25 protein-coding genes are annotated in these 22,153 nt (G+C 43.0%); 6 read left to right on the forward strand and 19 right to left on the reverse strand.

The annotated features are described in order from the left end of the window. Nucleotides 1-188 precede the first annotated feature (188 nt). Together FTU46_RS14510 and FTU46_RS14515 are read left to right on the forward strand one after the other, a co-directional pair. On the forward strand, nt 189-1,169 hold the full coding sequence (locus FTU46_RS14510; protein ID WP_180105224.1) for an MBL fold metallo-hydrolase: 981 nt from the start codon (nt 189-191) through the stop codon (nt 1,167-1,169). 447 nt (nt 1,170-1,616) lie between these two features. Further along, nucleotides 1,617-2,804 carry an ammonium transporter gene (locus tag FTU46_RS14515; protein WP_180012003.1) on the forward strand — a complete coding sequence of 396 codons (1,188 nt, stop codon included), beginning with the start codon at nt 1,617-1,619 and terminating at the stop codon, nt 2,802-2,804. 63 nt (nt 2,805-2,867) lie between these two features. Here FTU46_RS14515 and FTU46_RS14520 read toward each other — a convergent pair whose 3' ends face one another. Beyond that, on the reverse strand, nt 2,868-3,491 hold the full coding sequence (locus FTU46_RS14520) for a LysE family translocator (protein WP_004785033.1): 624 nt from the start codon (nt 3,489-3,491) through the stop codon (nt 2,868-2,870). A gap of 102 nt (nt 3,492-3,593) precedes the next feature. Continuing rightward, a complete protein-coding gene (locus tag FTU46_RS14525) occupies nt 3,594-3,776 on the reverse strand; it encodes an NF038215 family lipoprotein (protein WP_180105225.1) in 183 nt (60 codons plus the stop codon). 178 nt (nt 3,777-3,954) lie between these two features. On the opposite strand from FTU46_RS14525, the gene FTU46_RS14530 reads away from it, so the two are divergent. Then, nucleotides 3,955-4,815, forward strand: coding sequence for a 1-aminocyclopropane-1-carboxylate deaminase/D-cysteine desulfhydrase (locus FTU46_RS14530; protein ID WP_180105226.1), 861 nt, complete (start codon nt 3,955-3,957; stop codon nt 4,813-4,815). Between the two features lie 24 nt (nt 4,816-4,839). Here the strand turns inward: FTU46_RS14530 and FTU46_RS14535 are convergent, their stop codons facing one another. Further along, nucleotides 4,840-5,163: a hypothetical protein gene (locus FTU46_RS14535; RefSeq protein ID WP_179992647.1), complete on the reverse strand. Its 324-nt coding sequence runs from the start codon at nt 5,161-5,163 to the stop codon at nt 4,840-4,842. 188 nt (nt 5,164-5,351) lie between these two features. Here FTU46_RS14535 and FTU46_RS14540 point away from each other — a divergent pair, with 188 nt between their 5' ends. Then, nucleotides 5,352-6,551: an NAD(P)/FAD-dependent oxidoreductase gene (locus FTU46_RS14540; protein ID WP_180105227.1), complete on the forward strand. Its 1,200-nt coding sequence runs from the start codon at nt 5,352-5,354 to the stop codon at nt 6,549-6,551. A gap of 34 nt (nt 6,552-6,585) precedes the next feature. On the opposite strand, the gene FTU46_RS14545 is transcribed toward FTU46_RS14540, so the two are convergent. The 4 genes from FTU46_RS14545 to FTU46_RS14560 form a co-directional block, all read right to left on the reverse strand. After that, complete coding sequence (locus FTU46_RS14545; protein WP_179992649.1) at nt 6,586-6,738, reverse strand: hypothetical protein; 153 nt, start codon at nt 6,736-6,738, stop codon at nt 6,586-6,588. Between the two features lie 129 nt (nt 6,739-6,867). Continuing rightward, nucleotides 6,868-7,035, reverse strand: coding sequence for a hypothetical protein (locus tag FTU46_RS14550; protein ID WP_179992650.1), 168 nt, complete (start codon nt 7,033-7,035; stop codon nt 6,868-6,870). Between the two features lie 67 nt (nt 7,036-7,102). After that, nucleotides 7,103-8,938 (reverse strand): mechanosensitive ion channel, encoded by a 1,836-nt coding sequence (locus tag FTU46_RS14555; protein ID WP_180105228.1) that lies wholly within the window; start codon nt 8,936-8,938, stop codon nt 7,103-7,105. Between the two features lie 198 nt (nt 8,939-9,136). Then, a complete protein-coding gene (locus FTU46_RS14560) occupies nt 9,137-9,490 on the reverse strand; it encodes a hypothetical protein (RefSeq protein ID WP_180105236.1) in 354 nt (117 codons plus the stop codon). A 407-nt stretch (nt 9,491-9,897) separates the two neighbouring features. Between FTU46_RS14560 and FTU46_RS14565 the strand changes: the two genes are divergently transcribed. After that, a complete protein-coding gene (locus tag FTU46_RS14565) occupies nt 9,898-10,320 on the forward strand; it encodes a hypothetical protein (protein WP_005237048.1) in 423 nt (140 codons plus the stop codon). A gap of 186 nt (nt 10,321-10,506) precedes the next feature. Here FTU46_RS14565 and FTU46_RS14570 read toward each other — a convergent pair whose 3' ends face one another. Then, nucleotides 10,507-11,268, reverse strand: coding sequence for a ferredoxin--NADP reductase (locus FTU46_RS14570; protein WP_180004417.1), 762 nt, complete (start codon nt 11,266-11,268; stop codon nt 10,507-10,509). An 85-nt stretch (nt 11,269-11,353) separates the two neighbouring features. On the opposite strand from FTU46_RS14570, the gene gigC reads away from it, so the two are divergent. Next, nucleotides 11,354-12,232, forward strand: a complete 879-nt coding sequence (gigC, locus tag FTU46_RS14575; protein ID WP_159124400.1) for a LysR family transcriptional regulator GigC — start codon at nt 11,354-11,356, stop codon at nt 12,230-12,232. A gap of 46 nt (nt 12,233-12,278) precedes the next feature. On the opposite strand, the gene FTU46_RS14580 is transcribed toward gigC, so the two are convergent. The 11 genes from FTU46_RS14580 to nuoH all read right to left on the reverse strand — a co-directional run bounded on the left by FTU46_RS14580 (nt 12,279) and on the right by nuoH (nt 22,152). Further along, nucleotides 12,279-12,860: a cold shock domain-containing protein gene (locus FTU46_RS14580; protein ID WP_180105229.1), complete on the reverse strand. Its 582-nt coding sequence runs from the start codon at nt 12,858-12,860 to the stop codon at nt 12,279-12,281. A gap of 134 nt (nt 12,861-12,994) precedes the next feature. Then, nucleotides 12,995-13,360: a hypothetical protein gene (locus tag FTU46_RS14585; protein WP_180105230.1), complete on the reverse strand. Its 366-nt coding sequence runs from the start codon at nt 13,358-13,360 to the stop codon at nt 12,995-12,997. A gap of 207 nt (nt 13,361-13,567) precedes the next feature. Further along, nucleotides 13,568-13,861, reverse strand: a complete 294-nt coding sequence (locus FTU46_RS14590; RefSeq protein WP_180105231.1) for a cold shock domain-containing protein — start codon at nt 13,859-13,861, stop codon at nt 13,568-13,570. An 85-nt stretch (nt 13,862-13,946) separates the two neighbouring features. Continuing rightward, complete coding sequence (gene upp / locus FTU46_RS14595) at nt 13,947-14,582, reverse strand: uracil phosphoribosyltransferase (protein WP_004785068.1); 636 nt, start codon at nt 14,580-14,582, stop codon at nt 13,947-13,949. A 123-nt stretch (nt 14,583-14,705) separates the two neighbouring features. Then, complete coding sequence (nuoN, locus tag FTU46_RS14600; protein ID WP_004785070.1) at nt 14,706-16,250, reverse strand: NADH-quinone oxidoreductase subunit NuoN; 1,545 nt, start codon at nt 16,248-16,250, stop codon at nt 14,706-14,708. A 3-nt stretch (nt 16,251-16,253) separates the two neighbouring features. Next, complete coding sequence (gene nuoM, locus FTU46_RS14605; protein ID WP_004785072.1) at nt 16,254-17,867, reverse strand: NADH-quinone oxidoreductase subunit M; 1,614 nt, start codon at nt 17,865-17,867, stop codon at nt 16,254-16,256. Nucleotide 17,868: 1 nt separating this feature from the next. Then, nucleotides 17,869-19,758, reverse strand: a complete 1,890-nt coding sequence (nuoL, locus tag FTU46_RS14610; protein ID WP_180105232.1) for an NADH-quinone oxidoreductase subunit L — start codon at nt 19,756-19,758, stop codon at nt 17,869-17,871. Beyond that, nucleotides 19,755-20,063, reverse strand: a complete 309-nt coding sequence (gene nuoK, locus FTU46_RS14615) for an NADH-quinone oxidoreductase subunit NuoK (RefSeq protein WP_004280769.1) — start codon at nt 20,061-20,063, stop codon at nt 19,755-19,757. Before nuoK ends, nuoL begins: the two co-directional genes overlap by 4 nt. Next, nucleotides 20,063-20,581, reverse strand: coding sequence for an NADH-quinone oxidoreductase subunit J (gene nuoJ, locus FTU46_RS14620; protein WP_171056685.1), 519 nt, complete (start codon nt 20,579-20,581; stop codon nt 20,063-20,065). The genes nuoK and nuoJ overlap by 1 nt, the downstream gene beginning before the upstream one ends. Beyond that, nucleotides 20,581-21,123, reverse strand: coding sequence for an NADH-quinone oxidoreductase subunit NuoI (nuoI, locus tag FTU46_RS14625; protein ID WP_004785079.1), 543 nt, complete (start codon nt 21,121-21,123; stop codon nt 20,581-20,583). Before nuoI ends, nuoJ begins: the two co-directional genes overlap by 1 nt. A gap of 18 nt (nt 21,124-21,141) precedes the next feature. Further along, nucleotides 21,142-22,152, reverse strand: coding sequence for an NADH-quinone oxidoreductase subunit NuoH (nuoH, locus tag FTU46_RS14630; RefSeq protein ID WP_004785081.1), 1,011 nt, complete (start codon nt 22,150-22,152; stop codon nt 21,142-21,144). Nucleotide 22,153 lies beyond the last annotated feature (1 nt).

Raw genomic sequence — 22,153 nt, forward strand, 5'->3', positions numbered from 1 at the left:
CAACCATTTGGAGATTTTATCCATGATTTAGCCATTGTTTTGCTTATTTCATTGCCATTCTTTGTTTTTTTTCGGTTTGGTGGTATGCCTCGAGCAAAGGGGCTGTTTCGTGCAAAGGTCTCTTATATTCTATTTTCATGCTTTACATGCTAATACATAGCATAAACTTCACAACCATAAGAATTGCCATGAATATTTTAAAGACCTCCCTCCTCACCTCTCTACTTTCATTTTCTGTTTTGGGTGTAAGTGTGAGTCAGGCTGCTGAACCTGCAACAATTGCTTTACAAAAACAAGTCGCCGGCTACTATCATCACCAAATTGGTAATACTCAGATTACTGCCCTGCTGGATGGCACAAACTACTTAAATCCATCGATGTTTAAAGGCCTAAATGATGCAGAAAAAACTGAGATTTTGAAGAAATATCATGCCGATCAAGCCAAAGGCATACAGACTTCAGTCAATGCTTTCCTGATTAATACAGGCAATCAACTGCTCATGGTGGATAGCGGTGCTGCAAGCTGCTTTGGTGCACACTTAGGGTCAATTTATAACAACCTCAAGGCATCAGGTTATCAACCTGCGCAAGTGAGTAGTATTTTCCTGACTCATCTCCACCCTGACCATGTTTGTGGCATTTCAAATAACGGCGCAGCAAATTATCCAAATGCCACCTTACATATTTCTAAAACCGAATATGACTACTGGCTGAGTCCAAATACCGTCAAAAAACTACCGAAAGACCAGCAGGAAAGTTTCTTAGGCACCGTAGAGAAAATTAAAGCAGCCCTTGCACCCTATGAAAAAGCTAAAAAAGTAAAAGTCTTTTCTGATAAATCTTTAGCCTTTGGTGGTGTCGAGTTTAAGCCATCCTTTGGTCATACCCCAGGGCATTACAGCTTTAAACTCAAAGCAGATGGTCAAGAAGTGGTTTTTGTGGGTGACATCGTCCATTCACATACCTTGCAATTCGACAAACCTGAAACAGCCATAGAATTCGATGTCGATCCTAAAACTGCGGTGCAAACCCGTTTAAAGCATTTTGCTGAATACGCCAAGCAAGGTCAGACCATTGCAGCGCCACATTTACCATTTCCGGGGATCGGTCATATTTACTCGAAAGATGGAAAGAGCTATCAGTGGATTCCCGTACATTTTAAAGATTAATTGAATACTTCAGATTTTAGCTCCGGATGAAACCCTAATTTGTTATGGTTTTATTTATTGGAAATATAGCTAATCAATAGCCTATATGACTTCTAAAATTTAAAACCATGATGTACTTTTGCAATTCAAAATCATCTTTCACTTATTTTTTTAAATTTTTTCTTAAAAATCCTTTTACTTTTCATGTGCACCTTTAACACACATTTTTAACACACCATTTTCCCTGATAAAGCTAAATATCTAAAAAACAAAATATAAATTTAAATTTTATCTTTTCTTATGATGTCTTAGTTTGGTGCATAAAATTCTATTGTGCTTTATATCGAGTCTTGTCAGTTTCAAGAAATTCTTTATCAAAATTTCCCTTGTTAGTAACTCTTTTCGAATCATTTTGCCTCTATATACTGGATTTCTTTTGTGATTCTATGCACTAAATTGGAACGCACAATGCAAAATATAGACTTATTATTTCTCCTTCTCGGTGCAGTTCTAGTGCTTGCCATGCATGCAGGATTTGCGTTTTTAGAACTAGGGACAGTTCGCCATAAGAATCAGGTCAATGCCTTAAGTAAAATTCTCACTGACTTTTCCCTCTCCGCCATCGCTTACTTTCTGGTGGGCTACTATATTGCCTATGGTCAGCATTTTTTCCACGATGCTTCTACTCTAGCAGCCGATCATGGTTATAACCTGATGCGCTGTTTCTTCCTGCTAACCTTTGCCGCAGCTATTCCTGCGATTATCTCTGGAGGAATTGCAGAACGTGCCAAAATGCGTTCGCAGGCTTTAGCGACTTTATTTCTGGTGGCTCTGATTTATCCATTTTTTGAAGGGATGATCTGGAATGGAAACTTTGGTTTTCAGGACTGGTTGGCAGATACCTTTGGTGCCAGCTTCCATGATTTCGCCGGCTCTGTGGTCGTGCATGGCATGGGAGGCTGGATTGCTCTGGCTGCGGTCGTTTTACTTGGTGCACGTAATGGACGCTATAAAAATGATGGCCGGATTACTGCACATCCCCCTTCATCTATCCCTTTCCTTGCTTTAGGCTCATGGATTCTGATTGTCGGCTGGTTTGGCTTTAATGTGATGAGTGCACAGCGCCTGGATGCCATTTCCGGACTGGTTGCAATTAACTCTTTAATGGCGATGGTCGGTGGAACTATTGCGGCAAAAGTAGCGGGTAAAGATGACCCGGGCTTCTTGCATAATGGTCCATTAGCCGGACTAGTTGCCATCTGTGCAGGTTCTGATGTGGTACATCCACTGGGTGCATTATTTATCGGAATCAGCGCAGGCGTAATTTTTGTGAAACTCTTTACCTATACCCAAAATAAACTCAAAGTTGATGATGTATTAGGGGTCTGGCCTTTGCATGGCGTATGTGGTGCTTTCGGTGGAATTGCTGTCGGTGTATTCGGTCAGCAATGGCTAGGAGGTATGGGCGGTGTTTCTATCATTTCACAATTATTCGGTACCGTACTGGCGATTGTAGTGGCTCTGGCAGGTGGATTCCTGGTTTATGGTCTGCTGAAAGTGTTGATCGGTATTCGTCTGAGTCAGGAAGAAGAATTTACCGGTGCGGATTTATCTATTCACCGGATCTCGGCAAATTCGGAAGAAAATATTTTTTAAGAACCAAATTAAAAAAGCCCCGAATCATTGGGGCTTTTTTTATGGTCTGCGATAATTGGAAAATTACTTCATCCCAAAGATCAGCTTTAATCCCAGCACGGTCATGACCGCCCCTGCTGCACGGTCAAAACCGGCTTTAAACTTCAAATATACTCGACGTGGCTTTTCAGCAGAAAGTGCAACGGCCACCAGCGAGCACCAGCCTGCATCAATAAAGAAACATAAAACCGGTAATACAAAATAAAAGTAAGTTGGAATTTCTTTTGGCAAAAGCGCAGTAAAAATACTGGCCAATACAATGGCAATTTTTGGGTTAGATAATTGAGTAATCAAACCTGTCATATAAGCACGACGTAAGGACATTTGAGTTTGACTGTCATCGCCTGCATCGATCGGTTCTTTGGCATGCTTGATAATTTTAAAAGCCAACCAAAGCAGATATAAACCACCACAAATTTTAAGCGCCAGATAAGCAGATGGCACAGCCAGCAAGAATGCCTGTAAACCTAGGACTGCAAGTAGGCCAAAAATAGCCGCCCCTGTTCCAGTACCTAAAGCTGTAAATAGGCCATGCTTACGTGAGATCGCAATTGAATTTTTCGCTACATAAATAGAAGTCGGTCCTGGGCTCATTGCACCTAACATGAGTGCAAAGGCAATTGAACCTAAAATCCAAAATGATTCCACGTGACCATCCAAACTTAAAATGAATGGCTTATTTTAAGTAAAAATAATTTATTTTGCTTTAATATTTCTACACAAATGATGCAATATTTGTGCGAAATCCGGCTATTTCTTCAGTTGGTCTTGTGCGGTGAGAGATGAATCAAGCATCTTATAATCATGGTCATGCACCGGTACTCCGCCAATGATCATGCTTCGTGTATCAGTTTTAGGTTTATTCAGCGGATCATCACAGCCAGATAAGCCTAAGAGCAATATACTTAAAATCGTATAGGATAGTATTTTCATTATTCTATCCTCCTCTAAGTTCCCTATAAGATTCAGATTAGCAAATTTGTTTAAATTTTCAGCATATGAATTGTGACAATCTACAAACCTTTATTCTCAGTATCAGGAATACATGATTCTGCCATCCTGCTGATTCTATTTCGCTATAATTTGCTCATTCTTAGCTTATGAAAATACCATGTTTGAAAAAATTGCCCAGCATATTCCAGACCAGCGCATTTGGCTGAAAGACAGGTTTGTAACCATACGCCGTCTGGATCTGGTGCATCCGCAAATATCAGGCAACAAGTTTTTTAAACTGAAATACAACTTTCTGGAAGCACAGCAACTTGGCTTTAAAAAGCTGCTTACTTTTGGTGGCGCTTATTCCAATCATATTGCCGCAACGGCGTTTGCAACACGGCAGTTTGGCTTTGAGAGTGTCGGCATTATTCGGGGTGAGGAACTGGCCCATCAGCCTTTAAATCCTACTTTAGCGTTGGCACAACAATTTGGCATGCAGTTACATTTTGTGAGTCGTGAAGAATATCGACGTAAACAGGACGCTAATTATCTAGAAGCGTTAGCACAAAAGTTTCCTGCACATTACATCATTCCTGAAGGCGGTACTAATGCATTGGCGATTCGGGGATGTCAGGAGATTCTAAAGGACGGCGATGCACAATTTGACGTGATCTGCTGTGCTGTAGGCACTGGTGGCACGATTACAGGTTTGATTGAAGCCAGCCAGCCTCATCAACAGGTAGTAGGATTTTCTGCCTTAAAAGGCGATTTCCTGAATAAGGAGGTGGCTAAACTGACCAAGAAAAGAAACTGGTCCATTCTCGATGATTATTGTTGCAGTGGTTATGCCAAAACCACTCCTGAACTGATCCAGTTTATACAGCACTTTGAAGCTGAATATGATATTCCCTTAGAGCAAATTTATACTGGAAAAATGCTGTTGGGAATTTCAAATCTGATTGAAAAAGGCTGCTTTCCACCAGAAACAAAACTGCTGATCCTGCATACTGGTGGACTACAAGGTCGAAATATTTAACTCGCTTAGAGTTCTGATCGAAACTTAAATGCCTATCGGATTATTTCCGTTTAAGGCAATCAGCCCTTTTACCAGTCGATAGACGTGCCAGACAAAGACAAGAAAAATAATCACAAAACCGATTAGAATCACGGTGAGCAGCCCACCTAGAATATAACCCAGCAAGCTGAACCAGAAGGTTTTAATCTGCCAGTCCACATGACTTTCCAGCCAGGTGCCTCGCATTTCATCACGTTTGATATAATTCATGATAATTGCGATTAATGGGGTTATTCCCAAGAAAAAACCCAGTAGATGAAGAATATAGCTGATCAGATTATATTGTTTGTATGCTGCCGTATCCGTCATAAATTATTCCTTTCATTGTGATTATTTTTTAGGCATGACAAAACTATGCATGAATCCGCCAGCTGCTTCAAATTATTTATGATAAATATTCGCTAATACGTTGTAATTCGGGCAGCGCCCTTCAGGAATAGAGAAAGCTGAAATAAAATTGTCTATAATGCTCCCCTTTCTTCTCCCTTGAGTGTGTCATGTCTGTTCAGCAATACGATGTTTTGGTCATAGGTGCAGGTGCATCAGGTTTAATGACGGCCTATATGGCAGCACAACGTGGTCGTAAAGTCGTAGTCGTTGAAAAAGCCAATAAGGTGGGTAAGAAAATCCTGATGTCCGGTGGTGGCAAATGTAATTTCACCAACCTCTATGTCGAACCTGAAAATTTCATCTCGCACAATCCGCATTTCGTGATTTCAGCACTGACCCGCTATACCAATTGGGATTTTATTGGCATGGTCTGTGAATATGGCATCGAGTATGAAGAACGTAAACACGGACAGCTATTCACCTTAAATGGTGCCAAAGAAATTCTGGCGATGCTGCTGTCCGAATGTGACAAAACTGGTCTGGTCGAGATCAAAACCAACTGCGAAGTGAAAGCTGTCAATACTGTGGACGATCAAGGATTTCAGGTAGCCACTTCTTTAGGATATTTTGAAGTAGAATCGGTTGTGGTTGCTTCAGGTGGCCTGTCTATTCCAACCTTAGGTGGTTCAGGCATCGGCTATGAGATTGCCAAACAGTTTGGACATCATGTCTATCCAACCCGTGCCGGTCTGGTGCCCTTTACTTTCTCGGATAGTTTCAAGGAAATCACCACCCGTCTGAGCGGTAATGCAGTCGAAGCCACGCTGTCTAATGATCTAAACAGTTTTACTGAAGCTTTACTGTTTACCCATCGTGGCCTAAGTGGCCCTAGCTCCCTACAGCTGTCAAATTACTGGGATGTTGGCCAAAGCTTTAAGGTCGATTTCTTACCAAGTGTCGACCTGTTTGATTTCTTTAAATCTAAAAAACAGAGTCAGCCTAAAGTTCTGCTACGCACTCTATTGACCGAATATTTACCGAAAAGTGTAGTACTAGAATTACAGAATCTGATCTGGACTGAAGTAGCTGAAACACCCATTGGCAATATTAGTGATGACAAGCTGGAACAGATTGCCAAACGTTTAAGTGGCTTTGAACTGAAGCCTTCTGGAACTGAAGGTTACCGGACAGCTGAAGTGACTTTGGGCGGCGTAGATACAACCGAAGTTTCATCTAAAACCATGGAAAGCAAAAAGCAGAAAGGCTTGTATTTTGTGGGCGAAATACTGGATGTGACTGGTCATTTGGGAGGTTTTAACTTCCAATGGGCATGGTCATCAGCACATGCCGCATCGGAATATGTTTAATACAAAGATGATCTGGGAAGAGAAAATACTTCGCTTATTCCAGATAATCCGTTTTAAACAGGCTGAGATTGGCCGTATTTTCTAAACGGTCAATCGTCAGTTGCATTTTCTGAGCCGCTTCCTGCAGATGTAAGGGTACTTGATCTGCCATAGGTGCCATGAATTTATGCTGAAATGTTTTCCACATCTTATTGATCTCCTTTTTCTTTATATTTTTAATGCAAGAAAAATACCAAAATCATTTTAGTATTCACTTGAATATTCTATATTTTTTAAAAAAGAAATTCTATGTATAGTGACTAGGCAGTATTTCGACTTAGTTAAATTCGTCTGGATCAGGTATTTTCTTATCCAGCTCTTTTTCAGCCTGCTCATCCTGTTTGCTTTTCACAAAGACAAATCGATAAGCAGCCGTGAAAAAGCCAATGGTTATGCCTGCTATCACTAAGGGTGCTAACAGATTATTCGGTTTCTTGGCATTCATTCAGATTTCCTCAGGATTAAAAAAATCGACCACTCAAGCGTGGCCGATTTTGTTTAAATAAAACAGGTTAATTCGGGTCATCTTTTTTTGGATGACTATCGACATCCGGTTCTTCTTCACCTGTAGAACCAAATGGATTATTCGCTGGTGGATGAGTTGGATCAACTTGAAGCGAATCCGGCACAGCCTGATCTACATCTGGTGTCACCTGATCTACACCTGAAGCTTCATCATCCTGTGGTGCAGTAGTTAAGGTCGCTGGCGTACTATTGGATAAATTGGTACGCATTGGCGCATTGTCATCTTGTGATTGATCTTGCTTCGGCACAATATTTTCTCCTGTAGTTGAACTGCCTGCACCTGTAGTACCACTGACATCAGCACCTAAGCCTGAAGTCATGATATTAGTTTCATTTTTCAAAGGATTCGGTTCTTTAGCTTCTCGTTTAGCTTTATCAATCAAATCAGTCAGTACACGTTCTGCTGGTTGACGGCCACCGAGACCAAAGGCCAAGGCAAATGCCACAGCAACAGCACCCAGAGTTAAACCGAAGGCCAGATTCACGATCGAGTCAGCAATGCCCATGGCACGTAGACCCATCGCAATGACCAGACCCATGATCAGTACACGAACCAGGTTCGCTAACCAGCGTGAACTGTTGTATTCACCACGTTGCACAATATTGGCAACTACATTGGCCAGCCAGAAGCCAATCACCAGGATCACAGCACCTAGCAGGATGTTTGCACCGAAGTAGATGAACATCGCGATCAGGCCACTCACCTGTTCAAAGCCTAAACGGTCGGCTGCTTCAGAAACCGCAAATAGCATAGTGAACAGTACAATCAGATAACCCACCAGACTTGATAGTTTGGTTTTGCCCAGGAAACGTTGTAGATCCAGTTTGGCTGGAACTTCGTCCACGCCTGTTCCGGCAACGACTTCAGTCACCAGACGTGCTACCAGTCTAGACACCACATAAGCCAGAATCAGAATCAGTGCAGCAGCAATGATATTTGGAATGGCATTCATGATCTCATACAGCATTGCAGTTGCTGGTTGAGAAATTGCTTCAATACCCAATGCTTCAAACGCAATGATTAATGACGTAATAATTACGACTGCGAAGATGAATGAACCAATCAGTTGAGCGACATTCGAGTTTTTGAAAATGCCGACTTTTTCAGCTTGATGTTGAATATTCAGGCTGTTGAGCAAACCTTCAACTATACCGCGAACAATTTTTGCCAGAATGTATCCGACAAATACAATAACTGCAGCAATGAAGATATTAGGCAGATAACTTACAACATCAGTCAGCATGTTCTGCACTGGCAGTAATAAACCATGTAGACCTAGAATCGACAAGACGATTGGCAAGAACAGCAGTAAAATCAGCCAGTAAACAATTTCACTGATATTTTGGCTAATTGGGCTGACACCGACTTCGGCACTCAGCTTTTCATCCAGCTGGGTGCGATCAAGCATTTTTTGCAAGCCGACTTTGACCAGATTTGCCACAATCCACCCAACAAAGGCCACAGCAACAGCCGCCAGCAATTGTGGAATAAAGAGCAGGAACTGCTGGATCATATTACTGAACGGTCCGCTCACTGCTGTCAGATTCAACACGTTAAGCGCACCGATGACCGCAATAATCAGAATAATCCAGAACACAACACGAGCGATAATACTCTCGACATTAGAGCGATGTCCTGTCGCTGCATTTAAGTGTGTATTGGTCCCTAGTTTTTGCAAGATTTTTTTAACACCTGCCGAGACGAGTAATGCAATAATCCAACCTAGGACTAATATGGCAATTGCACTAAGAATTGGATGAAACTGATCCCAGTAGTACATGGCATCATAGCCACCACGTGGGCCTCTCATATAATCATTCATGTTTTCTGCCCTCTTTGTTATTACGCTATTTGTCTGAATTCACGAGCTTATTTTTGAAATCTTCAGCTCTTTCCGATTGCTTATAAAGCTTGAACTTCCTGTGCTTAGCTTGCCTGGAGATACAGAACTTTGAAAAACATCACCACCTATTGCAAAAAAGCCCTAGTCATGAACCAGAGCTTTTTTTAATAATTCCAATTATTGGGTGGCCTGTTGAGCATCAGTTGCAGTAGCTTCTGCTGTATCTTGTGACATTTCGCCTACAGTGGCTGTTGCTTCTGTCATCGCATCATCTGCAGTAGCGATTGCTTCATTGCTTTCACCGCCTGGAGTAGCCGCCGGACTAGCATTATTGGCAGGGGCTTCAGTCGCTGGTACTGATGTATTAGGCTGAGTCGCAGGCGCATCTGGCTTCACATCTGCAAACATATAGAACAGGACTGCCAGTAAAAAGATACCGACCAAAATCAGGATATACACAGGAATGCGCTTCTTCTGCGTAATTGCTGCCTGATCATGCAAAGGTGGTTTTTTATTAAAATCATCAACCATGACCATTCTCACTCTTTCTTATTCATAAGTAGATTTTTATCATAACAAGCAGTTATCACAGCTTCTGTGACAAAAGATGGTGAGATAGTGAATGGATGTAAGTTATATGTATGAGTCTGATGAACTTGGTATTAGTTTCAAAAAGAGGCACTTTCTAGCGTGAACATACTATGGTCTTATGGTTAGAAACTCTCTTCCCAGACAGTTGATACTGCCGGTTTTTAGCTGATTTATCAGGAGTTGAATTGTCTATAAAACAAACAATATACCACTATGATTTTATTAAATTTTAAACACATTCTAAGTGGGCTAAAACATGCTGTAAAAATACCATTTTTCAATATACCTGCTACTTTGTGCAAAATACGTTATAATTATCCACCTTATTTTTCATGCACCCGAGTTTTATGGCGTATCGTCAACAGAGTGTATCGCTTGATCTTGACACTGACGTCACACATCAATGTGCTTTGCACTACACTCGTGATCAGCATCTGATTGGAATCATTGAATTTAGCAAACCGAGCTTTATGCTACGCTGGCAGGATCTGGAATATTTCCGCCGCCGTACTGAAGAAATGTCGGTGATGCCTTTTCCGGACTGCATTAATGCCATGGTCATTGATGTAAGGAATGTTGCAGCTTGGCTAGATAATGACGTTCCGATTATTCCATGGCGCCTACTGGAAGAAGATTGTCCGGTACGTCTAGTTGTGCCTGCGGATCGGATCGAGCATTATGCCGGTTTCTTTGAGCCGACCTGGTTAACGACCGATACAGATACTGCCATTCAGGAAATCCGTGACTTTATGGATATGTTTGTACATTAATTCCTAAATAGCAAAAAACCTCCGTATGGAGGTTTTTTTTGTGCCTAAAATTCTTCCCTTTATTAAAGGAAAGGATTTATTCCCTCTCCTCTTAGGAGAGGGTCAGGGAGAGGTAAATTATTTAAGACTCTTACCTTTATGAAGCAATGCTGCTCACCTTTAAGAAAGGGAGAAACTCTAAAGAAATTACCAATAATTCTCTACCGCAATATTTCCTTCACCACGGCGGTTCATGGTCAGACCACGTGCTTTTAGCGCTTCTTTGGTATCTTCCACCATTTCGGGGTTACCACAGAGCATCACATGACTGGTTTCAGGATTAAGCTGGAGTCCTGCTGCCCGTTCAAGTTCCCCATTTTCAATCAAGATCGGTAAACGATGGTGAAGTGCTGCTTCAGGATCACGGGTAATGATTGGAATAAATTTAAAACCTGTATGACCTTCACCAAAGCTCTCGGCAATTTCCTGAATACGGTCGACATAAGCCAGTTCGTCTTGCGTACGGACGCTATAAACCAGGTTAATATGTTTATATTTATTCCAGGTCTCAAAGTCTTGCAGCATGGATAAAAATGGTGCCAGACCCGTACCAGTACCAAGCAGCCATAAATCTTGTGGCAATGGCAATTGATAACGTGCAAGCGTCAGATAACCATAAGGAATCTTCTCAAGGTAAAGTTCATCGTCGACTTTAAGATGTTGTAAATTCGAAGTAAATTTTCCTTCGGGAACCACAATCGAAAAAAATTCCAGCGTTTCATCAAAAGGCGATGACACAACTGAATATGCCCGAACGACCAGTTCATCCCCCACTTTTAAGCCAATACGCGCAAACTGTCCTGCCGTAAACTTGAAATGCGCAGGTCTGGTCATGGTGAAACTAAACAGCGTATTGGTCCAACGGTGTACAGATAAAACCTTTTCTAAGCTAAATTTTTCAATAGACATGATTCAAACGTGGCATCAAAGACTATGCTCATGGTAGCATGACAGCATAATTTATTAATATTTTTTAAATGTTAAGGCTCTATTCATGCGCATGACTTTACGCCAGTTGGCTGTTTTTGTAGCAGTTGCTCAAGAAGGCACCGTCACCAAAGCCAGTGATGCAGTCAAACTCACCCAAAGTGCGGCGAGTATGGCTTTAGCAGATTTAGAAGATGGTCTTGGCGCGCCTTTATTCGACCGTCTTGGTAAGCGTTTACAGCTCAATGACTTAGGTCGTTTTCTTCTCCCGCAAGCTCTTGAAATCCTTGGCCGCTGTGAAGCTTTCGAGCAGGCAGCCAAAGGTGAACTGCAAAGCATTGACCTTCGTCTCGGTGCGACGCTGACCATTTCCGACTATCTGATGCCAGATCTGATGGCGGATTTCCTGAAAATCCAGCCACAGGCTCACTTGCAACTGCAGGTCGGCAATACCCGTCAAATGATCGAAGCCGTAAATCAGTTCCAGCTAGATTTGGCCCTGATTGAAGGTTCTTGCCATTTACCACAACTGCAATGTATTCATTGGCGCGATGATGAACTGGCAGTATGCTGTGCGCCGGATCATCCTCTAGCTCAGCTAAACCGTCCGCTCACTGCTGAAGATTTTAAATCGGTTGAATGGATTTTACGTGAAGAAGGTTCAGGAACTCGTGAAGTCTTTGATAATGCCATTTTAAAAGATGTACCTGATGCCAATATTCGTCTGACTCTAGGTCATAATGAAGCGATTCTGAAGATTGTGGCAGGTGGTTTAGGGATGTCCTGTATTTCCAAGCTGGCGATTGAACCTTTGCAGGAAAAAGGTCAACTGGTCATTCTGAATACTCCATTCTGGTCACTCACCCGTCCTTTATTTATGCTGGTACACCGCCAAAAATATCAAGGACCAGGTCTTAAAGCCTTTATGAAATTCTGTGAAGCATAAATTTCACTTTCAATAAAAAAAAGCGCCTTTTGGCGCTTTTTTTTATTTACCGATGTCCAAATTGGCTTTCACATGGGATCCCATCGCCATCACCATCCATTTTGGTATTTGGACAATTTCTTAAAAAGTATAAAGCTTCTTCATATGAACTCATTTGACTACAATGCTGTCGTCCATCACAGCTAAAATTCTGCTGTACTTGTGGTTCTTCAACTATACGTTGCACTTCTACTGGCTGTATTCTGCTGCTTTGCCAATCCTGATATTTGTTATAAACCGCATAGGCTAAGCCAATCATAATCAGAAGTCCAATGTAAGTGCTAAAGCTACTTTTCTTCTCTTGAGATTGTTTTCGTTGAGTAATACGAGGCTTATTTTCTAATGCTCGTGACTGAGGCGTATGTCGAGGGGTTTCCGTTTTGAGATCCAAACGCACAATATTGTCTGCTTTAAACTTGCCTGCATCCTGTACTTTGAGAAACTTTAACCTTTCCCCAACTTTTGGTGGCACATTCTTATTTGGAAAGTCTTTAATATGGAAGAATAAATCTTTTGACTCACCCGCTATCTCAATAAAACCAAAACCTCGTTCTTCGTTATAGGTCTTGGTCTTCCCCTCTAAAAACATAATTCACTCTATTGTTTGATATTTTTAACTATTGTATTCAAAAAGCGTTTTAAATTCTAAAAATAAAAAAGCACCGTAAGATGCTTTTTTTATTTGAAGGATGAGACAAATATCTTAATAAATGAGAACCTAACTTAAATTTCTCCAAAAATTATAAATCCAATCGCTGTTACCAGAATCAACCAGAGTGTGGGACTAAAGAAAATAGTATTGCGTGCCGGATTGACTATTGCAGAAGTAGAAGCTAGAGATGGTAATACAACTACTTCAGAAACGAACTCTTCCTGATGCTTGATATCCAGACGTACCATATTGTCCAGTTGAATCGCATTTTGCTCTTCAATTATTCTAAATTTAAGTCGTTCTCCGACTTGAGGCGCGATTTCAGGTGAAGGTAGTTGATCTAACTGAAAATTAAGCTCCTGTGCATTATTTTTTAGTTCAATACTCCCAATCCCACGTACAGCATCATAGGTTTTAATTCTTCCATCTGTAAACATGATATGTGTCCCTAGATCATTCAACAGATGCGTAGTTTATATGGAAGGGATTAAAAGATATTGTTGAGCTTTGGTGGGTATTTTATTATTTTAGCAACATTCTATAAGCTTTAAATTACACAAGATTCCTATAACTTACATAAACTTATAACTCGAATAAAAAAGAGGCTTTAAAGCCTCCTTTTAAATGTATTTTCCAGGCAAATATTAACGCTTTAAATTCGACAATAGGGCTGAAGTAATCGAAGTATTGACTGCTACCGCTTTGGCTTTTTTGGCTTTCTTCGATTTATCTTCTACACGTTCAATTTTAATGGCTTTATAGCGATCACCATTCTGAACCACATTGAATTTTACTCGGTCATTGCGCTTCGGCTCACCTAAATCGGCGGGGAAATCCGAGATATGAAAAAATACCTCACCTTCAGGTGAAGAAATAAAACCAAATCCTTTTTCTGGATTGTACTGTTTTACTTTTCCTTGGTATTGCTCGGAAGTCATAAACGTCCCCTTCTCTGTATCTGTCAGTATTCAGTATATAAAAAAGAGGCTGTAAAAGCCCCTTTTCTGTTCACTTTCAAAAATATTAGTCTTTTTGAACTGAACCAAAAATCTTGTCACCCGCATCGCCCAAACCTGGAACGATGTAACCATTTTCATTCAAGCCATGGTCAATCGCCGCAGTGAAAATCACCACATCTGGATGAGCTTCTTCAACACGTTTAATGCCTTCAGGGGCTGCGACCAATACCATCACACGAATATCTTTACAGCCGCTGGCTTTCAATACGTCAATCGCAGCAACCAGAGAAGAACCAGTCGCCAGCATTGGATCAATGATCATCGCAAGACGGTTTTGTACGTCTGGAACCAGTTTTTTATAGTAAGTACGTGCCTGTAGGGTTTCTTCATCACGTTCCAGACCCAGTACAGAGACTTTGGCACTTGGAATCAGATTCAGGAAACCATCCAGCATACCAATGCCCGCACGTAGAATTGGCACAACAGTAATTTTCTTACCTGCAATACGATCTACAGTTACCGGTCCGTTCCAGCCGTCAATCTCATGCTCAACGACAGGAAGATCCTTGGTCGCTTCATAAGTCAAAAGCATAGTCACTTCCTGAGCTAGCTCACGGAAGTTCTTGGTACTAATGTCAGCACGACGCAGTAAACCGAGTTTATGTCGAATTAATGGATGACGGATTTCATGGATTGCCACGGGAGAACACCTAGAAGGTTAAAGATAAATTTCCGCTATTATAAAGACTTTTCCGGATTTGTTTAACTAAAAAAGCCCCCAATCGTGGAGGCTTTTTTGTAATAACTTCAAACTTGCGCTGAATTAGTTAAAACCACTTTGAACCAAAGTGAAAATAAACTGTTGTAATTCAGGCGACATTGCGAAGAATGCATAGCGAGACAGCGCAATGATCGGATCTGGATAAACACCGATCACCAGTACCAGTAATGCGACAAGCAATACCATGATACCGCCGACTTTTTGTCCCCAGTGATTTACAGCATCAAGACGTGGTGTTTCTGGTGGAGTCATATACATGACAACCATCACACGCAGGTAGTAGTACAGACCAATACCTGAACCCAGGATGACCATCGCAGCAAGGAACCAAGACTCACCTGCTACCGCAGTTTTCACTACCAGGAACTTACCGATGAAGCCCGCTGTTAATGGAATACCTGCTAGAGACAGCATCATCACAGTTAATACAGCAGTCAATACTGGACGGCGCCAGAACAGACCACGGTACTCCGCCAGGCTACCTGCTTCATCTGTATTGTTATACGGACTAGACATCAGCGTTACCACACCGAAAGCACCAATCGTAGTCAATACATACGTGATGATATAGACGTTTACACTTTCAAAAGTCGCGAAACCTTGAACCTGTAAAAAGTCAGTATTACGTGCAGATACGATCGCAACCAGTACATAACCGAAGTGAGCAATTGAAGAGTATGCCAAGATACGTTTCAAGTTCACCTGTTTCACTGCAAGCAAGTTACCTACAATGATGGAAAGTACTGCAATCACGCTGATGATAGTTACGAAGCTATCTGACAGGATTAAGCCAGAAGACAATACATAACGTACGAACAGACCCAGCATTGCCACTTTAGACACAGTTGCAAGGAAAGTTGCAACTGGTGCTGGAGCACCTGCGTATACGTCTGGTGTCCATTTGTGGAATGGAGCCAGTGACAGTTTAAAGCCCACAGCGAATACGATCAGTGCCAGACCAATTACTACAGCAGGTTGACTGAATGCAGTTAACAGTTTGCCTGGTTCAGCGACAAAGCTTAGAGAACCTGTATATGCATAAACATATGCCATACCCATCAACAACATTGCAGATGCAGTTGCTGAAAGCACCAGATATTTCACACCTGCTTCAAGCGATTGAGAACGCTGATGTGTATACGCCAATAAGCCGTATACAGGGATCGACATGAGCTCAAGGCTAATGAAGAAAGATGCATAGTGAGAACTTGCCACCATCAGCATCGCACCGGCAACGGAGGTCAGCATCAGGATGTATAGTTCTTCACGGTTATCTTTATAGGTTTCAATATAAGCATGTGACAAGGTACTGCACGCCAGTGCAGCCACAATAATCACAAACTGATACAGCATCGTAAACGGATCTACGAGGAACAGATTCATTACATTGGCAGGTGCAAATTGACCCGCTAACAGAACGAACAGAATGTACAACGCCGCCAGGTTTAGACCAATGACTGTCGTAGTCGCAACTAAGTTATGGTTACGCTTAATTGCAGTAAGCAACATCACGACGATCGCAGTCAATGACACGATCATCACAGGTGCTAGAGGCATAAGCTCAGAAAAAGACATTGTGAAGTTCATGGCTTATTGGATCTCCACATTTTCAGCTGAAACGGCAGCTTGCTGCACAGCATCAGCTGCTTCAGACACAGGAATGTAGCTATTCGCTAACCACGCCATGCTTGAGTTAGAAACGTCAAGGAAGCTTTGTGGGTATAGACCAAGCCATGCTAGACCAAATGCACAGATCAGCAAAATTACCACTTCACGTGCATTTAAATCTTTTAACGGATTTGTGTAGTGCTGTTTTTGCTCTTCGTTTGGAACACCAAACAACGCTTTATGGATCAGAATCAAACCGTACAGACCCGCAAATACCAGGCTGATTGCAGCGAGGATTGTGAATGCAGGAAATTTACCGAATGAACCCATCAGGATCAGGAACTCACCAATGAAGTTACCTAGACCTGGAATACCGACAAGCGCCGCGATGAAGAACATCAGGAAGAATGCAAGGTATGGGAACTGACCACGAATACCACCCATCAAACGCATATCACGTGTATGAACACGTTCGTACACCTGACCACACATAATGAACAGCGCTGCAGATGACAGACCGTGAGCCAGCATCATGATCATCAGACCTTGGAAGGTCAGGATGTTACCTGCATAAATTGCAAGTAAAACGAAGCCCATGTGTGAAATAGACGTATACGCCAATAAACGTTTCATATCGGTTTGCTGGAAAGCACACCAAGCACCGTAGAAGATACCGATTAAACCGAAAATGATCGCGATGTCTGCAAACTGTGCAGAAGCCGCCGGGAAGAATGGAATCACGAAACGGATCAGACCATAAGCAGCTGTCTTAATCAAGATACCTGCAAGGTCAACAGAACCGGCTGTTGGTGCTTGTGCATGCGCATCTGGTAACCAGCCGTGTAATGGGAAAACTGGAAGTTTTACCGCAAAACCGATAAATAGACAGATCATGAATGCATAAGCAACTGCTGGTGCTTGTGTATCCAGCATGTTCGCTACACCCATCAGGTAGTTGTAGTCGAAACGGATTTGACCAGTCATGGTGTAGCCTACAGTCACCAGACCAAGGATACCAATCAGCATGACTAAACCAGCTACCTGTGTGTAAATGAAGAACTTGGTTGCGGCATATACACGTGACTTGCCTTCTGCCCCTTTATGACCCCAAAGTGCGATCAGGAAGTAGATCGGCACCAGCATCATCTCCCAGAAGAAGAAGAACAGGAACAGGTCAATCGCCAGGAATACACCGATTACACCACCCAGAGACCATAAAAGATTCAAGTGGAAGAAACCCACGTTTTTCTGAATCTCACCCCATGAACAGCCTACTGCCAGCACACCAAGGAGTGCAGTCAAGCCAACCATCAGTAAAGACAAACCATCCACCGCAAGGTGAATGTTAATGCCCAGGGTTTGAATCCAAGGCAATTTGAACTCGGCTGCCCACGTAGGAGCCGCACCGCCAAGTTCATAGTTATAAGTACCCGACTGCCAAAGGACGATGGTCAAGACCAGCGTCACTAACATACCAATCAGCGCGATATAACGCGGAAGGTGTTGGTCGAGTTTATCGACCAACCAGCAAATAAAACCTGCAATGAACGGAATGAGGATCAGAGCCGGCAAAATAATATTGTTTGGAGCTTCCATTTTATTTCCCCACTACCTGAATCACGAGCAAGATCATCAGTAGGACAACGACACCGAGCCCCATACTAGATGCATATTCACGCAGTGAACCTGTTTGACGTGAACTAGTAAAGCTATGACCACCTTTAACCAGTGCAGGCAGCACTAGCCAGAAGCCATCAATCGGATCACGACCGAACAGTTTCGCGAAGAACAAATAAGGCTTCACAAAAACGATGTCATACAGCTTGTCAAAACCAAGTGCATTACGGCAGATGTTTGCAAGGCCCGCACCCAGAGAAGTTTTCGCAAAAGATTTCACAGCGTTGTAAGCAAAAGCAAACAACACTACGCCAATTGCAAGACCTACCAGTGCAATACCTACTGCTGTGTATTCTGCAGTATGCATGCCATGTTCAAGTGCTTCCGGAATTTCAAATGCAGGAAGTTTAGCCGCATTCAAAATACTTTCCACAGGCGCTTTTAATGCTGCACCCACGAAAGTTGAAAGTACTGCAAGAATTGCCAATGGACCCCAGTAAGTTACACCCTTGATTGCATGGTAAGGTGTGTTTTCTTTACCGAAGAATACCACCCAGATCAGACGGAATGTATAGATCGAAGTCAGGAACGCACCGATTACACCCACCCAGTAAAGTGTGCTGTAAACTGCGATTGATTGGCCTTGTACCCAAACCGCACCCAGGATTGCATCTTTTGAGAAGAAGCCCACAGTGATGAATGGAATTGCAGCCAATGCACCGCCACCAATGGCGAAACATGCAAACAGGAATTTGTTCTTGTAGAACAGACCGCCCATCTTGAAGATATTTTGTTCGTGGTGGTAAGCCAGAATCACTGCACCAGAAGACAAGAATAATAATGCCTTGAAGAATGCGTGAGTCAGCATATGGAACAGACCCGCCTGGTATGCTTCAGCACCTACAGCCATAAACATATAGCCCAACTGACTCATAGTTGAGTAAGCCAGAATACGTTTGATGTCTGTTTGTACCAATGCAGCAAAACCAGCCACCAGCAATGTCACCGCACCAGTAATTGAGATGAACATCATCACTTCAGGTGCAAGTTCAAATACTGTGAACAGACGGCAGCACAGGTAAACACCTGCTGTTACCATTGTTGCAGCGTGGATCAATGCAGAAACAGGTGTCGGACCTGCCATCGCATCTGCCAACCAGGTTTGTAACGGGATCTGTGCAGATTTACCAGCAGCACCCAAGAACAGCATTAACGCAGTCCAGATGGTCAATGATGAGCTTTGAGTCATCACAGTCGCAGCATTTTCTACGATGTACTGAGTATTTAGCGTACCGAATTGCTGGAACAGCAAGAACATGGCAATCAGCAGGAATACGTCACCAATACGGGTAACGGTAAATGCCTTGATCGCTGCCACACCGTTTGCAGGATTTTGGTAGTAATAACCAATCAGCAGATAAGAACACAGACCTACACCTTCCCAACCCAGGAATAACAACGCCAGGTTGTCACCCAGTACCAGCAATAACATGCTTGCAACGAACAGGTTGAAGTAAGAGAAGAAACGTGCGAAGTCTTGTTCACCGCGCATGTACCATGATGCAAAGATATGGATCAGGAAACCAACGCCTGTCACCATGCCCAGCATCAACAGAGACAAACCGTCCAGGTGCAGGCTGATGCCCGGTGCAAAACCACCGACATTGAACCAGGTCCAAAGAGGTTGCACCACCGCGGTAGAACCATTGTTGACAAAGTCCATACCCGCAATGAGTGCGAACAATGCCGATAACCCCACAGCCCCTACACCAATAATGGCTGCAACTGTTTCAGGAAGCTTATGACGCCCTGCCGCTAAAAGGACGAAGCCAATGAGCGGGAATAAAATTGTTAGATATAAATAACTCATCCGCGCATCTCACTAGCAGCATCCACATCCAGATGATGGAAGCGATGATAGAACTGAAGGACGATCGCAAGACCGATACACGCCTCTGCCGCAGCAAGGGTCAGAATCAGAATAAACATGATTTGACCATCAGGCTGTGCCCATGCACTGCCCGCCAGGACGAATGCCAAAGCAGCAGCATTCATCATGATTTCAAGGCTCATTAAAATGAATAGCAGGTTGCGTCGCACCATTACACCGTAAAAACCCAGTGCAAAAAGAATGGATGCAACGATCAAACCATGCTCTAAAGGGATGTTGCCCATTATTGTTGTTCCTCTTCTGCACCTGGTTCACGTTTACCCAAATGGAATGCTGCAACAAGTGATGCAAGCAATAACATCGCGGCAACTTCTACCAACAATAAGTATTGCGTAAAGAGTGATTGACCTACCGCTTTAGGACCGACCATTTCAGTGCCCATCACCATTGAAGGCTGTACGTAATCTGATTTAAGTACCCAAACCAGGATCAGACCAATCAGGAAGCTCATCAATGCCGGATAAGCCCACGCTGATGAAGTCAACCATTTGCGTTCCTGAGCGACAGTCTGTTCGCCCAAGTTCAGCATCATTACCACGAACACGAATAACACCATGATCGCGCCAGCATAAACGATGACTTCAAGCGCACCCGCAAATGGTGCACCCACGATCAGGAACAGCCCTGCTACAGCAAGGAGTGAAACGATCAGGCTTAATAAAGCATGTACCGGGTTCGTGTTAGTCACCACACGAACCGTAGAGACGATGGCCACAAGGGCCATTAAATAAAATGGCCACATCATGGTAATAGACTCCGTACATCAACAGGCGCACTTTCACGCTGTGCCTGACCTTTGTCCTTACCAGCAACTGCCATACCAGTTACACGGTAGAAGTTATAGTCAGGATATTTACCAGGACCAGAAATCAGCAAGTGCTCTTTTTCGTAGACTAAGTCTTGACGAACATATTCGCCCAATTCGAAATCTGGTGTCATTTGAATCGCAGTCGTAGGACATGCTTCTTCACACATACCGCAGAAAATACAGCGAGAGAAGTTGATACGGAAAAATTCCGGATACCAACGACCATCTTCACGTTCTGCTTTTTGTAGTGAAATACAGCCTACCGGACATGCAACCGCACACAGGTTACATGCCACACAACGCTCTTCGCCATCTGGGTCACGCGTTAATACGATACGACCACGGAAACGTGGTGGCACGATTTCTTCGGCTGGCACTTCCGGATATAAAATGGTGTCACGTTTGCGCGTTGCATGGGTAAAGACCATGAACAACGTACGAACGATTGACCCGAATCCAGCTAGAAATTTAAACATTTTGTTCTCCCTGCTGTCTTAGGCCTGATTCAACAGAATCACAGCACCAGTCACCAAAAGGTTAACCAACGCCAATGGCAAGCAAATTTTCCAACCAAAGTTCATCACCTGGTCATAACGTGGACGCATTAAAGAACCACGCGCCAATACAAACATCATTACGAAGAATGCTGTTTTAATAATGAACCAGAATGCGGGTGGAAGGAAATCAAGACCAAATGGTGCTAACCAGCCACCGAAGAACAGGGTTACGATCAATGCAGAGATCAGTACTACGTTTACGTATTCCGCAACGAAGAACATACCCCATTTCATACCGCCATATTCTACGTGGTAACCTTCCGCCAGTTCCTGTTCCGCTTCTGGTTGGTCAAATGGGTGACGGTGAGTTACCGCAACACCTGCAACCACGAAGATCAGGAAGCCTAAGAACTGAGGAATGATAAACCAGACATCTTTCTGTGCTTCTACGATTTCACGCATGTTGAATGAACCGGCAATTGCCACTACACCCATCAGTGAAATACCCAGGAACACTTCATAAGAAATAGTTTGCGCTGCTGAACGTAGACCACCAAGCAATGCGTATTTGTTGTTAGAAGACCAACCACCAAATAGTACTGCATATACCGCAATACCTGCCATTGCCATGAAGAACAACAGACCGATACTCATGTCTGCAACACCTAGATAAGGTGACACAGGAATAACCATGAACGACAGCACCGCAGTTGCCATCGCAACTGCTGGAGCCATACGGAAAGTCAATTTATCGGCAAATTTTGGTGTCCAGTCTTCCTTGAACATGATTTTCAGCATGTCGGCAACAATCTGGAACATACCGCCCGGACCTACACGGTTCGGACCGTAACGGTCTTGCCACAAGCCGAGTAAACGACGTTCAATAAAAGACATCAACGCAGCGATCAGTACTACAACCAGTAAGATCACGATCGCTTGAAGTACTGAATAGGCGATTGGCCAGTTTTCAGCCCACAGCGGCGTTTGACGGATTAATTCTTGTTCCATG

This window comes from Acinetobacter sp. YH12108 (assembly GCF_013419055.1).
Lineage (GTDB): Bacteria > Pseudomonadota > Gammaproteobacteria > Pseudomonadales > Moraxellaceae > Acinetobacter.

Coding starts and splice junctions, on each gene's coding strand:
- FTU46_RS14510 (WP_180105224.1), top strand. CDS start 189: ATGAATATTTTAAAGACCTCCCTCCTCACCTCTCTACTTTCATTTTCT.
- FTU46_RS14515 (WP_180012003.1), top strand. CDS start 1,617: ATGCAAAATATAGACTTATTATTTCTCCTTCTCGGTGCAGTTCTAGTG.
- FTU46_RS14525 (WP_180105225.1), bottom strand. CDS start 3,776: ATGAAAATACTATCCTATACGATTTTAAGTATATTGCTCTTAGGCTTA.
- FTU46_RS14530 (WP_180105226.1), top strand. CDS start 3,955: ATGTTTGAAAAAATTGCCCAGCATATTCCAGACCAGCGCATTTGGCTG.
- FTU46_RS14535 (WP_179992647.1), bottom strand. CDS start 5,163: ATGACGGATACGGCAGCATACAAACAATATAATCTGATCAGCTATATT.
- FTU46_RS14540 (WP_180105227.1), top strand. CDS start 5,352: ATGTCTGTTCAGCAATACGATGTTTTGGTCATAGGTGCAGGTGCATCA.
- FTU46_RS14545 (WP_179992649.1), bottom strand. CDS start 6,738: ATGTGGAAAACATTTCAGCATAAATTCATGGCACCTATGGCAGATCAA.
- FTU46_RS14550 (WP_179992650.1), bottom strand. CDS start 7,035: ATGAATGCCAAGAAACCGAATAATCTGTTAGCACCCTTAGTGATAGCA.
- FTU46_RS14555 (WP_180105228.1), bottom strand. CDS start 8,938: ATGAATGATTATATGAGAGGCCCACGTGGTGGCTATGATGCCATGTAC.
- FTU46_RS14560 (WP_180105236.1), bottom strand. CDS start 9,490: ATGGTTGATGATTTTAATAAAAAACCACCTTTGCATGATCAGGCAGCA.
- FTU46_RS14565 (WP_005237048.1), top strand. CDS start 9,898: ATGGCGTATCGTCAACAGAGTGTATCGCTTGATCTTGACACTGACGTC.
- FTU46_RS14570 (WP_180004417.1), bottom strand. CDS start 11,268: ATGTCTATTGAAAAATTTAGCTTAGAAAAGGTTTTATCTGTACACCGT.
- gigC (WP_159124400.1), top strand. CDS start 11,354: ATGCGCATGACTTTACGCCAGTTGGCTGTTTTTGTAGCAGTTGCTCAA.
- FTU46_RS14580 (WP_180105229.1), bottom strand. CDS start 12,860: ATGTTTTTAGAGGGGAAGACCAAGACCTATAACGAAGAACGAGGTTTT.
- FTU46_RS14585 (WP_180105230.1), bottom strand. CDS start 13,360: ATGTTTACAGATGGAAGAATTAAAACCTATGATGCTGTACGTGGGATT.
- FTU46_RS14590 (WP_180105231.1), bottom strand. CDS start 13,861: ATGACTTCCGAGCAATACCAAGGAAAAGTAAAACAGTACAATCCAGAA.
- nuoN (WP_004785070.1), bottom strand. CDS start 16,250: ATGAACTTCACAATGTCTTTTTCTGAGCTTATGCCTCTAGCACCTGTG.
- nuoM (WP_004785072.1), bottom strand. CDS start 17,867: ATGGAAGCTCCAAACAATATTATTTTGCCGGCTCTGATCCTCATTCCG.
- nuoL (WP_180105232.1), bottom strand. CDS start 19,758: ATGAGTTATTTATATCTAACAATTTTATTCCCGCTCATTGGCTTCGTC.
- nuoK (WP_004280769.1), bottom strand. CDS start 20,063: ATGGGCAACATCCCTTTAGAGCATGGTTTGATCGTTGCATCCATTCTT.
- nuoJ (WP_171056685.1), bottom strand. CDS start 20,581: ATGTGGCCATTTTATTTAATGGCCCTTGTGGCCATCGTCTCTACGGTT.
- nuoI (WP_004785079.1), bottom strand. CDS start 21,123: ATGTTTAAATTTCTAGCTGGATTCGGGTCAATCGTTCGTACGTTGTTC.
- nuoH (WP_004785081.1), bottom strand. CDS start 22,152: ATGGAACAAGAATTAATCCGTCAAACGCCGCTGTGGGCTGAAAACTGG.